13 protein-coding genes and 1 pseudogene are annotated in these 15427 nt (G+C 39.6%); 5 read left to right on the forward strand and 9 right to left on the reverse strand.

The features are described from left to right. Positions 1 to 123: 123 nt before the first annotated feature. Complete coding sequence (gene cspD, locus BW724_RS17850) at positions 124 to 321, reverse strand: cold-shock protein CspD (protein WP_088076499.1); 198 nt, start codon at positions 319 to 321, stop codon at positions 124 to 126. Between the two features lie 974 nt (positions 322 to 1295). Here cspD and BW724_RS17855 point away from each other — a divergent pair. The 3 genes from BW724_RS17855 to BW724_RS17865 all read left to right on the forward strand — a co-directional run bounded on the left by BW724_RS17855 (position 1296) and on the right by BW724_RS17865 (position 2910). After that, the gene (locus BW724_RS17855; RefSeq protein WP_088076500.1) at positions 1296 to 1994 is read left to right on the forward strand and encodes a transposase; all 699 of its coding nucleotides are present in this window, start codon (positions 1296 to 1298) and stop codon (positions 1992 to 1994) included. Positions 1995 to 2016: 22 nt separating this feature from the next. Then, positions 2017 to 2601, forward strand: coding sequence for a single-stranded DNA-binding protein (locus tag BW724_RS17860; RefSeq protein WP_088076501.1), 585 nt, complete (start codon positions 2017 to 2019; stop codon positions 2599 to 2601). 75 nt (positions 2602 to 2676) lie between these two features. After that, positions 2677 to 2910 (forward strand): hypothetical protein, encoded by a 234-nt coding sequence (locus tag BW724_RS17865; protein ID WP_088076502.1) that lies wholly within the window; start codon positions 2677 to 2679, stop codon positions 2908 to 2910. A 212-nt stretch (positions 2911 to 3122) separates the two neighbouring features. Here the strand turns inward: BW724_RS17865 and BW724_RS17870 are convergent, their stop codons facing one another. The 8 genes and pseudogenes from BW724_RS17870 to BW724_RS17905 all read right to left on the reverse strand — a co-directional run bounded on the left by BW724_RS17870 (position 3123) and on the right by BW724_RS17905 (position 12796). Beyond that, positions 3123 to 4331, reverse strand: a complete 1209-nt coding sequence (locus BW724_RS17870; RefSeq protein WP_088076503.1) for an AGE family epimerase/isomerase — start codon at positions 4329 to 4331, stop codon at positions 3123 to 3125. A gap of 116 nt (positions 4332 to 4447) precedes the next feature. Further along, the gene (locus BW724_RS17875; protein ID WP_088076504.1) at positions 4448 to 4831 is read right to left on the reverse strand and encodes a DUF8042 domain-containing protein; all 384 of its coding nucleotides are present in this window, start codon (positions 4829 to 4831) and stop codon (positions 4448 to 4450) included. Positions 4832 to 5287: 456 nt separating this feature from the next. Further along, on the reverse strand, positions 5288 to 5689 hold the full coding sequence (gene fliS, locus BW724_RS17880) for a flagellar export chaperone FliS (protein ID WP_088076505.1): 402 nt from the start codon (positions 5687 to 5689) through the stop codon (positions 5288 to 5290). 187 nt (positions 5690 to 5876) lie between these two features. Continuing rightward, complete coding sequence (locus BW724_RS17885) at positions 5877 to 6260, reverse strand: flagellar protein FlaG (RefSeq protein ID WP_088076506.1); 384 nt, start codon at positions 6258 to 6260, stop codon at positions 5877 to 5879. 219 nt (positions 6261 to 6479) lie between these two features. Next, positions 6480 to 7370: pseudogene (locus BW724_RS17890) on the reverse strand (Rpn family recombination-promoting nuclease/putative transposase). A 323-nt stretch (positions 7371 to 7693) separates the two neighbouring features. Next, positions 7694 to 8050: a flagellar protein FliT gene (locus BW724_RS17895; protein ID WP_088076507.1), complete on the reverse strand. Its 357-nt coding sequence runs from the start codon at positions 8048 to 8050 to the stop codon at positions 7694 to 7696. A gap of 77 nt (positions 8051 to 8127) precedes the next feature. Further along, positions 8128 to 10149, reverse strand: a complete 2022-nt coding sequence (gene fliD / locus BW724_RS17900) for a flagellar filament capping protein FliD (protein WP_088076508.1) — start codon at positions 10147 to 10149, stop codon at positions 8128 to 8130. A 1051-nt stretch (positions 10150 to 11200) separates the two neighbouring features. Further along, entirely contained in the window at positions 11201 to 12796 is a 1596-nt protein-coding gene (locus BW724_RS17905) for a flagellar hook-associated protein 2 (protein WP_235849006.1), read from the reverse strand. Between the two features lie 560 nt (positions 12797 to 13356). Between BW724_RS17905 and BW724_RS17910 the strand changes: the two genes are divergently transcribed. Further along, the gene (locus BW724_RS17910) at positions 13357 to 14349 is read left to right on the forward strand and encodes an ABC transporter substrate-binding protein (protein ID WP_088076509.1); all 993 of its coding nucleotides are present in this window, start codon (positions 13357 to 13359) and stop codon (positions 14347 to 14349) included. An 88-nt stretch (positions 14350 to 14437) separates the two neighbouring features. Further along, a complete protein-coding gene (locus tag BW724_RS17915; protein ID WP_088076510.1) occupies positions 14438 to 15427 on the forward strand; it encodes an ABC transporter permease in 990 nt (329 codons plus the stop codon).

Genomic DNA, 15427 nt, shown 5'->3' on the forward strand with positions numbered 1-15427 from the left:
CGCCTCCAATTGGAAGACGGGATTTAGTTTTTTCGCTCATAACAATTCCTTGGATGAAGCTATCTTACCATAACACCATAGATGTATGTTAAATAACTATTCTTTCAGGAAATCAATTGCGAATTAAAGCTTAACTACGTTAGAAGCTTGTGGTCCACGTGCACCTTCAACAATTTCGAATTCCACATCTTGACCTTCTTCTAATGATTTGAAACCTTCTTCTTCGATCGCTGAGAAGTGTACAAATACATCGTCTCCGCCATCTCTCTCAATAAATCCGAATCCTTTTTCTGCATTGAACCACTTTACTTTTCCTTGCATGTTTCTAACCACGTTCCCTTCATTTCAATATCATGGTATTAACTACCACAATTCCACTATAGCAATGGCTAATTATATAGTCAAACCATTTTAAACTGATTATTTCGACATTTTTCAACAGGTTCGACATCCTTCTAGTGTCGAGTGTTGGGGCTAATTTCAATTAATATTGCTGCAGGTTGATAATTGTATAGCTATATAATTTTATCAAGAAAAATGACATGATATATTTTATAGGAAAACTGGCGTGTTCACAAATTTGTGCGGGACCTGGTCCCTTACAATTTTCAAAATATGTCAAATTTATGTATTAGGAAAATATGGTATTGCAATTTCCCAACACTTCAAATAAAATGAAAATTAGCTTCAATAATTCTTCAAAAACACTATTTTTATGACTGTATTCGACAAAATAAAAATTTTGATTTTTTACAAAAAAAGTTTCACCTTTTATGTCTAGCTACAATTTTCAAATCAATTTGTAGAATGGATATGAACCACTCCCATAACCTAACTTCTAGCGTCATACCACTCTCATTCCTTTCCTTTTTAATTTATTATTCCATAACCAGTTACAGTTTTACGTAAGCTTAATTTACAACCACATACATAACCCTCTTTACCGAACCATTAAAGAATGTCTATTGTCATATCTTGATGAGGAGGTAGCTCGTTGACCTCTGGCTCCAAGGAGGATAAGGAACCAACAGCTGTACATAAGATAAAGGTTTCAATTACAGCGGGCAGCATGGGTGTGAAAAGAGTGACGTTTAATAATTGAACTCATTTGTTATTTAATAATTTGCTCACTCTTTCACATATTTTTTTTAGAGAACCAACATTACGAAAGGAGGCCATTGTTATGATGACTACACCGAAAATCTATAGAATAAGTGCATGAGAAAGAGTAAATACAACAAAGAACCAAGAGTCATAGACTTTACTTTTTAACACAAAGGAGTGAAAAACTGAATATGCCAGTACCTAAACGCCAAAATTATCCCGGGGCCGTCTATCATGTGATTAGTCGCGGTGTCCGACGTTCACCTATTTTTCTTAGCACAAATGACTACTTACAGTTTTTTCGTATATTAAATAATACGATGGAATATGCTCCTTTCAAACTACACGCCTACTGCCTGATGACAAATCATTACCACCTTTTAATTAGTACACAAATGGATCCATTAAATAAGGTGATGCATTGTATTAATGGAAGCTATGCAACTTGGTTTAATAAAAAATATAAGCTCTCAGGACATGTTTTTGAAAACCGCTATGCCAGTCACCCTGTACCTTCAGATTATAAAATAATGACCGTGAGCGCATATATTCACAACAATCCATTGGCCGCTAACATCACAGATGATCCAATAAAATACCCTTGGAGTAGTTATTACCATTATGCAACCCCTGAAATTATTTCTAAGCCAGTCATCAGGGGAGGTACGAGCGTCCAGGAAACCTTGCCAAAAAATCTCCTCTTCGCAAGCCGCCCTAACCCCTCGGAATGGAAAAATTCCTCCATTACTTATCCACCACAGCCACCACCTAAATGTTTTACCCGTGATAAAATTCGTCAATTATTCCCCATACCGCTTCACATACACTATCAAAACTATGTGAAACGAGAATGGAAGCTTTCTTGTATTCAAGATTCTACTATAAATTAAATAAAAACTAGGAGTGAAGTTCATGTTAAATCAAGTGATGCTTATTGGAAGAATTGCAAAAGATCCTGTAATCCAAACAACAAAGGAAGGGACAGCGCTTACGAGAATATCTCTTGCCGTTCGCCGACCTTTTAAAAACAACGAGGGCAACTATGATACTGATTTTATTTCCTTAACTGCTTGGAAAAAACTCGCTGAAACGACAGCTGATTATTGCTCGAAAGGTTCTCTCGTATGTGTGACAGGAAGAGTTCACATGAGAACCTATGATATAGACGAAAACAAGAGAATTACCACAACTGAAATCGTTGCAGAAAATATCACTTTTCTACATTTAAAAAGGAATACAAAAACAGAGATGGAAGTTCCAATCCCTGGGAAGCATCCAGTGGCTGCAGGCGAAAGTGTAAATGGACATGCTGTTACTGTCAGCTCTTCCCCACCGCCGCAGGCACAGCAAGTAGAAGTAAGTGCAGGCGTTAGCGCAGATCCAACTAATAGTGAAAGGTCAGTAGCCTCCACCGTGGCCGTGGCTTCACCACCAACACCACCTCCATCTGGTACTGGAACTGATTCCTCCACAAACGGAGCTGAGTTGCCATTTTAGAGCTTCAACTTTTGAAAAAAGATGTACCATCGTTTTGCAAATGAATCTATTTTTTCAATAAAAGGAGATGACCTAATGAACGAAATGGACCTACTAAAAACTATTTTGCATAAACTTGCCCAAATTGAACGACAAATGATTAAAAAGGAAGATTTCGAAGAACTATCAGAGCAGCTAATCATCCAAGAAGAGCAAATTGAAGTAGTTCATGAACTTCTCGAAGATCTCCAAGTCAATGTAGATGTGAAGCATAGGGAAAATATCAATAGTGATGAAATACTTCTGAGGTATATTAGGGAGCCTGTATAAAGTAAATTGTCAATAAATTGTCGGGGACCTGGTCCCTGACAATTTTGTGAAATGTACAATATACAATGAAAGACCAATATTCCGTAAAGTGAGAGTCCCAAACGAACTAGCCCCTTTCCACGTTGGGGCTCTTATTTTGTCACAAAAAGTTCGGGGACCTGGTCCCCGAACAAAAATTGCGGGACCAGGTCCCCAAATTTTCCCGCAATTTTTTATGTCACTATCTTCGAGATCCGCTCCATTGACTCCATTAATCCTCTTGTATTGTGATCCGGTCCTTTCCATGTCTCTACAATCGGCTTCGATGTATCAATCTCATTTTCCGAAGTCAGCTGCCAATACCATTCACCGTGCTTCTGATCAATATAGTAATCACGTATATATTCCCATAAATTATTGAAATGAGTTAAGTATTTATTCTCACCAGACAACTCATAAGCATTGAGAAGCGCCACCAATCCTTCTGACTGTACCCACCAAACTCGATCTCCGTCCGTTACCTCTTCACCAATGCTTTCATGAATGAAGCTACCATCTTCCTCCACGCCTCCTTCTAGACAAGCATTGACAATATCAACAGCAGTGGTCTTTATCATGTCCATGCGCCGTTCACATCGAAGGACTTTGGCCGCTTCCGTTAGAATCCAACTACCTTCCAAGTCCCTTCCATAAGAAACCAGCGAAGAATCAGGTTCCCACCTGTTATTAAAGTACACATGAAAATGATTGTCTCCGTTTAAGACCTTTTCAACGATAATATCAAATAACCTTTCAAGACTGGCCTTTAATCCTTCATCATCCCAAACTCTGTATAAATTTGTATAGGCTTCAAGCAACTGCAGATGTGTTTTGATCGATTTAGATACATGCAATTCGTGAACTTTATGACTGAGCTCACTATCTTGCTGCCACTCCCTCGAAAACGCTTCGAAGTATCCTCCGTTTTCAGCATCCACACCATTTTTTTCTAACAAATGATAGAGTTGTTTCCCTTGTTCTAGAGCTTCTTCAACCCCTGATGCTTGGAAAAATTCAGTCAGGCCATAAATAGCATATGCTTGATTGTACATATGCTTATTTGTATCCTTCCCAAGTCCATTCTTCTCGTCCACGGACCAGTAAAAGCCACCATGCTCCTTATCTAAAAAATGTTCCATCATATAGTCAAAAGATCGCTGTGCCACCTTCAGGTCATCTTCTTGCTTAAATTTCCTGTAAGCAGCAGAGAAACTCCAGAGGATCTTAGAATAAAGAAGGCAGATATGGTCACATTCCTTATCGATGGAGAGATCAAAGAACAAGTATCCATGAAAGCCATCTCCATATTCATCTACAGCATGCGTCTTCCAGAATGGCAAAATGTGATCCACCAATTCCTTCTCAATCTCCTGCCTCACGTTACTGAGATGACTTAATTCCACATCAATTCATCCTTTCCAATTCAAATCGTATCCTATAGTTTCCGCAATACACGTTCTAAACATTCACAGAAAATTCGGGGACCAGGTCCCCGAATTTTATGTGAACACACCCGCCATTACTCCAGCTCCTTCAACTTCCCTTCCACTCTCTTCATCCACTTCTTATGTGTAGGAAGGAACACATCACGCATATATGCACCTGGGCTCCACTCATCTCCCAGCTCTTCCTCCATATTACTCGCAACGTAAATAACATTCTGATAAGCTGCAAGCACCTCCATATCAGCTTCAGCCTGTCCAAAAATAGATACCATCGTCATATTTTGCTCATCATATGGCGCAATACCTTCTAGCACCTTGCGTAGAAGCCGCTCACCAATATCCCCATCCCCCTGTTCATAGCACTCTATAACAAACGTCAAGCTTGGCTCCACTTCTTCCAAAAGGCCAATATATTGTTGTAGAAAACGCTCTTTAGCCGCTGTCAGCTTTTTAGTCATATAACATCACCGCTCCTCCTCGCCTCATTCCACATCTTCCCTCTCCGTAAGCCCGCATTTTCACAATACACTCCCCCTGCAAAAATCTTCTATCCCAATTATTCACTGTGCTCACTCCCTATGACCAATCCTCTAAAATACACTAGCCCATTCCCCATAACACTCGGTTCCCATTTTATTACCACACGCCGCCCCATATCAACACAAAGCAAAACAAAAATAAAACCAAAAACAAAAAAGAATGTAGCAGACACTCCCGCCACATTCCCAAAGATCCATTCAATATCCAATCCTATTTCAAACTAAATCAACAATTTTATGACTAGGCAGTAGCCCCCAAGTTGAGTTCCATTCCATGGCACCTCTGTTCAAACGTCAGCTCCAATGCCAACACCAGACTCCCATGTCCCAGCAAAGCTACCTCGCAAAGCTACCTACCTCACTCTATTACTTACTTTACTTATTCCCACCCGCTCCATGACGACGCTGGCGATCAATTTGAATAACCTGCTTCCAAGTGTCACGGAAATCAACGACAAACGTTTCCGCCTCCTGCAACGCCTTCTTGTCATTGTTCATATTCGCATCTACGAGACGGCTCAAAATGAAGTCATACATTTGCATCATATTTTTGGCCACCTCAGAATCCGTCTTCAACGTCACCATTAACTCACGAATGATATTCTGAGACTTGATCAAATTCGTATTACGGTCCTCCACTTTCCCCTCATCAATCGCTTTTTCCGCACGCTTGATGAACTTAATGCACCCTTCATAAAGCATCAAAGTCAACTCACCAGGTGACTTTGTCTCCACTGTATTCTGTTTATATTTCGCATATGGATTATTAATTGCCATAACTGAATCCCCCTTTAATTGTAACGCGGTCAAGCATCTATATGTAACAACACCACAATTCCGATAAAACTATCGCGAATGATAACATTAATTCACCTTCATATGTAATATCGGACTACGAATAGAAATGTTTAGGAAAAAAATAAACTTGGTAAAATTACCAAGTCCACTTTTTCAAAGAAAATCATTAAATTTTTTCATCAATAATAATGCCTGCGAACTCTAACATAGAAGATATCATATCCAAAAACTCCTTAGGTGGAATCTCCTTTATAACCTCTTCCGTTTCCTGATCAATAACCCGAATCATCATGCGCTCAAGCTTATCATGCTTCTCAAACTGAAACGACTTAAACTGTGGCGCCTGAGATTGAACTAAATGATTTAACGCATCCAATTTTTCCGACAAAAGCTCCTCATTCCACTCATGAGACTCCGAACGAGAAACCGCTTCAGCCTGACGCGACGAAGTATCGACACTTCCTTGTGTCTTTTGCGTTTGCGAACGCTCCTGCTGAACCTGCGTAAAAAGCTCATTTACCGTTATGGCACCCGTTGATTTCACTTCCATGTGCAAATCCCCCTACTATTCGGTTTTCTACCCTTTATATCGGATTGGAGGAAATAATGTTAAGGATAAAATTACATATTTTTTGATAATTAATTTCTATATAACTTTTAGATAAAGTGACTCCGCAGTATTCCAAAACAAAAAGAGTTGACTAAAATAATTTAGCCAACCCACATTTACTTCTCTATGTTCAGTTGCAATGTAAAATTCTTGTTACCTCTAGTTTCTTAAGCCTTTAATAAGTTTTTCATCTAATCCCGTTATTTCATTAATTTCTTCTATTTCAAAGCCTTTTTCAAGCAATCTACTAGCTACTTCGATGGCCTTTTTCCGCTCCCCTTCTGAAAACCCTTTTTGCCGCCCTCTTTGAATTCCCTTTTCAATACCTTTCCGCTCCCAAGAACTTATCATTTCCATAATTTCATGGCCCTCCTTTTTAGGTAATTCTTCTAGTTCACCTTCCAAAAGTAATTCCTCATCTGGGGACAAATTTAAATAAGACTCAAAAAATCCAGTAATTAAACTCATCTTTGCAGGATTCAACTGCATTTTTACCATTAATCTTAAAAATTATTTTTTCACCTGCACCCTCTCCGTTTTATCATATCCCATCTTACATAAGAGGGCAGTTGCAACCGGATTCGGATAACTAAGAAAATCCCTCCAATTTAAATTTCTCAATTGAAGAGTAAAAAAGTGAAAATTCAGAATATCTAAAAAAGGAGTTTTCATCTTGAATCTATCCGACTCAACCTTTTCTTTATCATAGCTAAAAATTGCGATAGGGACAATAGTACAGCGGTATTTTTCATACAATCTGCTGAAGTAAATAAACATTCTATCGGAGAATTCCGGTTCATAGTACGATTGTGGTTCAACATGAATAATGATAATTGCATCCTCATCTTTCAATCTCGTTTCAATTAAAAGGTCTACACGACGCTTTTCACCTTTTATAATATCAGTGTAGACTTCTTCAGATAGAAACCTCGAATTGCTAAAATCAATATGTTCATATACTTTAGGAAAAAACGCTAAAATAAATTCTTCAAAAAATGTAGTAATAAGCTCCTTAAACCATCGATCATGATCTTGACTATGAGCCTTCATCAACGCCCCCCCTAGCAAACATTGTGATCTCATTCACATATACCGCGACAACAAACGAACAAACGTTCTTTTATTTATAGTATACCCTTTAAATGGATAACTGTAAAGATAATACACAATAAAAGAGGATTGAAGAGCCATTACGCCCTATCAACCCCCTTTTTGGAAAACTATAGTTTCATTTCTGTGAATAGATGACGACTACGTCTAACTGAATACCTTGATCAATCTCCAGCAGAGAAGTTTAAATTCAACTCCTTGCATACAGTCCGCATATAAACCTGAGACCCCGTAACTAACAATACATCAAAAATTAATATTACCTATTTTTTAGAATCAAAAAACACGCCGTCAGCAGTTGGTCCCTCATAAGGAGACTCATACTTCTTACCAGTTTCCTTGCGCTGCTGGAGCTTCGTAATATCCATTCGGATCAGCCCCTGCGCAGCCGCAATCTTCTGATTAACCACCTTGTTCATCGCTACTATATCCTGCCCCAGCTTTTCCTCATCTTCATTTTGAGGCCGACTCACATGAGGGATAAGCTGCTCCCGTTTTTCCAGCATATCATTCATAGTCTCGATGTATGCATCCCTGTCATCTTCATCCTTAGGCATAGGCTTCTGTAAATGATCATATAAACCTTTCGTTAAGGTATGAACAGCTTTCAAAATCTTCATGGTTAGCCTCCTTCCTTCGCGCTAGTTTCCCAGGTTGAAAATAAGCTACAAGCCTATTTTACACCTAGAAATTTCAATTAAAACCCGCCACCGTACAGCTGTGCCCACAGCGCTTCCCCTTGGGAGTTTGCTTGTGCAACTGCTTTTTCCATAGCCGTAAATTGTGCCCAATAACGCTGCTCCACTCGTTCCATTTTCCGTTCGAAATTTGAGATACGAGAGTCTAGCTGATTTAGTTCACGCCCCAGAGTGAATTGGTGATTCATGTTTCTTCCACGTAATCCCCCTGCCCTTTGTGAAACTTGCTGAATTAGAGATTCAGCACTATCACGAATCCGTCGGGCCACTCCTTTTTCACCATGTGTTGTACCGTCACCTGCAAATATACGATAAACCGCTTCAGGATCATTTTCAATGGCTGCACGAAGTTTATCTTCATCGATCTGGAGCTTCCCGCCATCACGGTGGTTACTTGTAGTTGTAATACCAATAGCAGATAATTGAGTATAATCTGAATCAAAGCCAATATTTACTGGAGAGTACATATCCATTCTAAACCTATCAAATCCATTTCGAAGTGTACGATCGTTTCTCAACATACCACTCATGGATTTTTCTTCCCAACGTTCAATCTCTCGATCAGACATCGCATCTCGTTGCTCCTCTGTTAAGGGGCGAAAATCACGGTGGAAATCTTCTCTTAGCTTTCCATTCACAAGATCTACCAATTCATTGTATTCGTCAACGAAACCTTTGATAGTATCCATTATAGAATCTACATTTTTAGATGCACCAATAGTGATCGTATTTGTACCTGCTTCAAATGTATCACGAAGAGTCATTGTAATCCCATTCATGGTAAATGTGTTTGACTGTCTTTGAGTTTCAAGACCATTTATTGTAAAAGCTGCGTTTGTTGCCTCACGTTCATTGTCACTATCTAGTTTTAACCCTTTAGTGAAGAAGTCTCCTTCAAAAAGAATCTCTTCACCTGATGTATTATATATACCTGTTTCAGAACGAATAACAGATATTTTATCAGCAAATTCATCATAAAATACATTGATTCCTGTATTCGAAGCATTCATTTGACGAACCACTTCATTCATCGTCTGGTCACCAGTAAATACAAAATTATCCGTTACAGGTTGACCACTAGCATTAAAAGAGGTGATACTAGATGAAGTAAAGTTCTGTTTATATGTTACATTTACTTCACCTTCTGTCCCTTCGGCAAACCTCATCTCTCCAGTCTGTAAGTTCACAAAGACCTTTCCAGGTTCAAGGTCTTCCAGGTCTGTAACGACAGTTAATGATGTAGTAGTGGTATCTCCATTGGTAATTTCAACTCTCAATGAATCAACTTCCGACTCATCAAAATAGATTCCTCTATGGTCTAATCTTACATTTAGTCTATTCTCATTAATAGAAAAGTTTTTTTGTGCCTCATCTGTAAAAAAAGTAACCTCTACCTTATCTCTTGCACGTAGGTTTCTACCGAATTCTAATGCCCCATCTTCTGTTATTAAAACCTGATTTTCTTCAGGTTCACCTTCTGTAATAACATCGAAAGACACCCCATTTACTCTCACAATCGCTTCTCCAGGATCTTGAATCCCACCATCAATTGAAACATTTCTTGTTTGTGTAGAAACTGTTACTTCCTTTTTGTTTACAATACCTTGTTTCCAAAAGCCATCATCTGAAAAACTCTGGGTCTGCATTGACTTTGTTAGTTCTAATTTATTTTCACCTGAAATACTGTCTTGACTCGAGTTAGAGGCAGCAGTTGCCAATTTCTTTACTTCCGTTATTCTAAAGCTACCTGGGTTAGCTGATGCTGTTGCGGTTGCTGTCACAAATCTATCATTAGAACTCGTTGCTTTATTAGCAAGCATTCTCGACTGCCTTAATACATTGTCAAAAATATTCGTTCTAAACTGATCTAGCTTCCTATTAATATTTCGATATTCTTCCATCCGCCATTCAATAATCTGCTGATCCTGCTTCATACGGTCCATCGGCATCCGTTCCGCACGCATCAAATCCTGCACCATCTGATTAATATCCATACCTGTGGCAAAGCCCGATAATCTCACCTTCCACCACTCCTATCCCATATTCTGTTGTCTATCCAGTTTTTAGATTTATTTTTCTTTTGTTTGTGAAAAAAATAGTTGTAATAGTTTTACCAGGGAAGTCGCTATTCCCCACAATGCTAAACTTCATCTATTTCCTATATCGGTACTTTGGGAGCTAAAGTTTATATATTTTCTAAAAATGGGTAGAAGGTAGGTATTTAGTATGTAAGTTTAATATATTCCTAGCCTTGTTTGCTTTCTGATTTTTCAGCTAGTCATGTTAGGGACAGATTTATCAGGACTAAACTCTTTTTGTCGTTAGTTCCTTCTTCTAACGACATATCTGCAACTCCATCACTTCCTTTTGTCGTTAGTTCCTTCCTCTAACGACATATCTTCCACTCCACTATTTCCTTTTGTCGTTAGTTGCCTCCTCTACCGACATATTTACATTTCCTGAACTTCCTTTTGTCGTTAGTTCCTTCTTCTAACGACATATCTGCCACTCCACAACTCCTTTTTGTCGTTAGTTGCCTCCTCTAACGACATATCTTCCATTCCACCACTTCCTTTTGTCGTTAGTTGCTTCTTCTAACGACATTTCTTCCACTCCACTACTTCCTTTTGTCGTTAGTTGCCCCCTCTAACGACATAATTACATTTCCACTACTTCCTTTTGTCGTTAGTCACTGCTTCTAACGACATATCTGCAACTCCATCACTTCCTTTTGTCGTTAGTTGCTTCCTCTAACGACATATTTGCAATTACTGAACTCCCTTTTGTCGTTAGTCTCATCTTCTAACGACATTTCTTCCATTCCAAATCTTCCTTTTGTCGCTAGTCACTGCTTCTAACGACATTACTACCAGTTCTAAACTTCCTTTTGTCGTTAGTTGCTTCTTCTAACGACATATTTACATTTCCAAAACAATTTTTGTCCCCAATATCTTCTCAGTAAAAAGATACAAGAACAAATTTCATAAAATCCGCCCACCACCAGACTCAAAACAAAAAAGGTAAGCATATCATCAAACACCCATGACATACTCACCTTTGTTCACTATCACCTTACATTTGTCCCATTCCACCTAGCTGTGAAAACAGCGTCTCCGCTTGAGAATTCGCTTGAGCCATCGCCTGCTCCATTGCCGTAAACTGACGCCAGTACCGTTGCTCAACTTGCTCCATTCTTCGCTCAAAATTGGAAATTCGCTCTGCCGCCTGGTCAATCTCACGCCCAATCGTAAACTGCTGATTAGATGCCATTTCAGATCGGCCAGCCCTTTCAGAAAGCATTTCAATTTGACCAGAAAGCGTATCACGCAATCGCCTCGCAATACCCCTTTCTTCAAATTCATCTCCATCAGCAGCAAACATCTGAAATACCGACTCTGCGTCCTCTTCGATTGCAGCTCGTAGCGCAGTTTCGTCTACTTCCAACCGACCACGATCCTGGTAATTACTCGTCGTCGTAATCCCAATTTCCGTTATCAATGAAAACGCCTGATTTTCCGCTCCAGTTTCCACATGGCCATAGAAATCCTGACGCATCCGGTCCAACGCCCCAGTTAACATACGATCATTTCGAACAAGCCCGCTATGCGCCCGTTCCTCCCACAATTCAATCTCCCGCTCCGACATATCCCGCATCTGCTCTTCCGTCAAAGGGGCGTAGTCGCGGTAATATTCTTGTGAAACCTTTCCATCTACAAGCTCAATTAATTCATTATAATCATCGACAAACCCCATGACTGTGTCAAAAATATCGTCCGTATTATTCGAAACAGACAGTGTAACAGGAGCGTCAAATTGATTTTTCAACGAGATATTTAAGCCATTTATATTGAAATCATTAGTCTGTCGCTCCGTCTCTAGCCCGTTCAATGTAAACTTGGCGTTCTCTGCACCCTCTTCATTCCCTTCGGAAAAACCTAGAACACTAGTAAATAGATTAAAATGATCTTCTTCAACTACTTCAAGTTCTCCATCTTCTCCTTCTACATAGGCTTGAAAAAGCATTTCGTCCCCTTCACCAGGATTGTGAATTCCCGTGTCAGTTCTTGACATGGAAACCCTTTGACTGTGTGGATCAAAAAATGCTTGTACACCGAGTTCAGAGTTATTAATCTCTTCCAAAATATCATTTAAACTACCATCTTGGTCAAAAGTAAATGTTACAGATACTTTATCACCATTTTCGTCAAAAGTGGTTAAACCTGTTTTAAATTCACTATTAGGAACGTCAACGAATAATTTACTATTCTGTGCAAATAAGCTTTCATTTGGATCAAGCTCTCCTTCACTTACAAAAGAGCCATTTTCTCCATCCCCAGCACTAAAATTATAAGCTGCTGTTGCAAGCTGCTCCACTTTAGAAATGGTATACGTCCCATTTGCAGTGCCCGAGGCTGCCGTTCCACTCACTAGCCCTTCGTTAGAACTCGACACCTGCTTAGAAACCATGTTCGAACTACGCATGACCGAATCAAACGTGTCATCGCGGAACTTCATAAAGGCACGATTGACTTCACGATACTCCCCCATTTTTAAAATCAATTCTTGCTGATCCTGCTGCATCTTAGTCATCGGCTGTCGCTCCGCCTCCATAAGATCAGATACCATTTGATTGATATCCATTCCCGATGCAAAACCTGTTAATCTCATATGTATCACCTTTTCCTTTCCTATTTAAAAGGTTTCCGGATTTATTGCTAGCGATCCTACGTGCCGTCCACCCACTCGCTTTTTTCAGGACTCCATATACACATGCTTTTTTCATAGATAATCCCTATAAACTTACCTACCTAACTACTCCCTAAAAAACAAAAAACAGAAAAAGCGCATAAGAAATGATTCTTCTCGCTTTTTCTGTTTTGATAACGAAACTATTATTCTACCCTTACTATCGGACGCCAAGAGAAAATGTTTAGGGTTAATTTTCAATTTCCCAAACAAACAGTAAAAACTCCCGCGTACGAGCATCTGTAAACCCTTACATATAAATATTTATTAGAATTTATAGAATTGTCAAACATTTTTCTTGTAAAATATCGAACGTAACCTTATACTTTATTACATAAACGCATATATGTAATAAAGCGAACCTAGTAAAGCATAAGTTCCTTGGTGCAATTTGCGAGACACTATTCTTTATTCGCAAAACGCACACAAAAAAGCGCACCAGCGCAAAAAAAAACAAATGAATAGTTAATGGGGGAAGAGAAATGAAAAAGTTACTTATCGTTTTAATCGTCAGCATGTTTATGTTTATGGCAGCATGCTCTGATGACACAACTTCAGGAGATGGAGATGCAGATTATGTAGTTGGGATCATGCAATATGTGGAACACCCATCACTAGATGCAGCGACAGAAGGTTTTAAGGCTGCCTTAACAGAAGCTGGACTCAACGTGAAATTTGACGAAGAAAATGCACAAGGGGACGCAACGAACAACAAAACAATTGCAGAAAAATTTGTTGGGGACAATGTCGACTTAATTTTTGCCAACGCAACGCCTAGTGCCCAAAGTGCAGTGAATGAAACAACAGAAATCCCGATCATCTTCACATCTGTCACAGATCCAGTTGGTGCAGAATTAGTTGCTTCGATGGAAAGCCCAGGTGGTAACGCGACCGGAACTTCCGACTCCAATCCAGACGCCATTCCAAGTACGATGGCACTTATCAAAGAAATGGGATATGAAAATGTAGGAACAATCTATAATACAGGTGAACAAAACTCCGTTACTCAAGTGGACAGCATGAAAGAAGCTGCTGAGGAATTAGGGCTCAATGTAAGAGAGGCGTCCGTTGCCACATCTGCAGAAGTTCGCCAAGCGGCAGAATCTTTACTTGGTAGTGTAGATGTATTTTACATCATTACAGATAACACCGTCGTTAGCTCCCTTGAATCAGTTATTATGGTGAGCGAAGAGGAAGATATTCCACTATTCGTTGGGGAGTTAGATTCTGTAAAACGTGGTGGGTTCGCAGCATACGGATTCAGCTATTACGATATTGGTTATGAGGCTGGGGAAAAAGCAGTTGAGATTCTGCAAGATGGCAAATCTGCCGGAGATATCCCTGCAACATTCCCGCAAAACCTCGTCCTTGAAATTAATAAAGAAGCTGCAGAAAAAATGGGCGTAGAAATTACAGCAGAGTTAGAAGAGAAAGCAACGCTTGTTGAAACAGTTGAAGAAGACGACGCAGAATAAATAGAAGAAGACGAAAATAGCAGAAGTAGACCAATAACAAAAAGTAGACACATCACAAGACGAAGATGATTATAAAGGGTGAATAATTATGGTTAGTGCACTTTATGGGGCTTTCGAGTCTGGCTTAATTTACGCAATTATGGCACTAGGAGTCTATCTATCTTTCAGAGTATTGGATTTCCCAGACTTGACGGTTGATGGGAGTTTTGTAACCGGTGGTGCAGTAACCGCTATAATGATTATTAACGGTGGAGATCCATTTCTGGCAACAATTACGGGGGCAATCGTTGGTTTCCTAGCAGGCTGTGTCACTGGTCTCCTTCATACGATGGGAAATATAAACCCACTACTATCAGGGATTCTAATGATGACCGCCTTATACTCAGTGAATCTACGAATAATGGGGCAGCCAAACATCCCCCTATTGAATCAATCAACGATTTTTACAGAAGTACGCGCTTGGTGGCAAAATCTTCGCATGGACGAATGGCTCATGAAGCCATTCTCCGCACTAGGAATTGAGGGCTTTGCCCCTCGAACGTTCCTAGTCATTATCTCTATGATTCTGATCGTTGTGATGATTAAGCTCATCACCGATTGGCTGTTGAAAACTGAGGCAGGTCTGGCTTTAAGGGCGACAGGCGACAACCCACGTATGGTAAAAAGCTTGTCTGCGAATACAAAAATGTATATCGTTTTCGGACTCGGGATTTCAAACGGACTCGTAGCCCTAAGCGGAGCTCTCATTGCTCAGTTCAACGGTTTTAGCGATGTAAACTTAGGTATCGGAATGATCATCGTAGGTTTAGCATCTGTCATCATTGGTGAAAGTCTATTTGGCAAAAAGAGTATTGCAAGAGCAACCTTGGCTGTTATTCTAGGAGCTATCGTTTACCGTATGATTATCGCCCTTGCATTACGATTAGATTTCGTGGACGCGAGTGACATGAAACTAATCACGGCGATTATTGTGATTTTAGCCCTTGTTTCACCAGCATGGATCAACAAGTTTAAGGAAAACAGGAAGCGATATTCAAATCGCAGGAAGCTCATGCAACACGAGAAAGGGGCAAACTAA

The sequence above is a fragment of the Litchfieldia alkalitelluris genome, from assembly GCF_002153425.1.
In the GTDB taxonomy this organism is placed as follows: domain Bacteria; phylum Bacillota; class Bacilli; order Bacillales; family Salisediminibacteriaceae; genus Evansella; species Evansella alkalicola.

What these genes read in the sequence shown, in the direction of transcription:
- cspD (WP_088076499.1), bottom strand. Translation starts at nt 321, where the DNA reads ATGCAAGGAAAAGTAAAGTGGTTCAATGCAGAAAAAGGATTCGGATTT.
- BW724_RS17855 (WP_088076500.1), top strand. Translation starts at nt 1,296, where the DNA reads ATGCCAGTACCTAAACGCCAAAATTATCCCGGGGCCGTCTATCATGTG.
- BW724_RS17860 (WP_088076501.1), top strand. Translation starts at nt 2,017, where the DNA reads ATGTTAAATCAAGTGATGCTTATTGGAAGAATTGCAAAAGATCCTGTA.
- BW724_RS17865 (WP_088076502.1), top strand. Translation starts at nt 2,677, where the DNA reads ATGAACGAAATGGACCTACTAAAAACTATTTTGCATAAACTTGCCCAA.
- BW724_RS17875 (WP_088076504.1), bottom strand. Translation starts at nt 4,831, where the DNA reads ATGACTAAAAAGCTGACAGCGGCTAAAGAGCGTTTTCTACAACAATAT.
- fliS (WP_088076505.1), bottom strand. Translation starts at nt 5,689, where the DNA reads ATGGCAATTAATAATCCATATGCGAAATATAAACAGAATACAGTGGAG.
- BW724_RS17885 (WP_088076506.1), bottom strand. Translation starts at nt 6,260, where the DNA reads ATGGAAGTGAAATCAACGGGTGCCATAACGGTAAATGAGCTTTTTACG.
- BW724_RS17895 (WP_088076507.1), bottom strand. Translation starts at nt 8,050, where the DNA reads ATGAAGATTTTGAAAGCTGTTCATACCTTAACGAAAGGTTTATATGAT.
- BW724_RS17905 (WP_235849006.1), bottom strand. Translation starts at nt 12,796, where the DNA reads ATGAGATTAACAGGTTTTGCATCGGGAATGGATATCAATCAAATGGTA.
- BW724_RS17910 (WP_088076509.1), top strand. Translation starts at nt 13,357, where the DNA reads ATGAAAAAGTTACTTATCGTTTTAATCGTCAGCATGTTTATGTTTATG.
- BW724_RS17915 (WP_088076510.1), top strand. Translation starts at nt 14,438, where the DNA reads ATGGTTAGTGCACTTTATGGGGCTTTCGAGTCTGGCTTAATTTACGCA.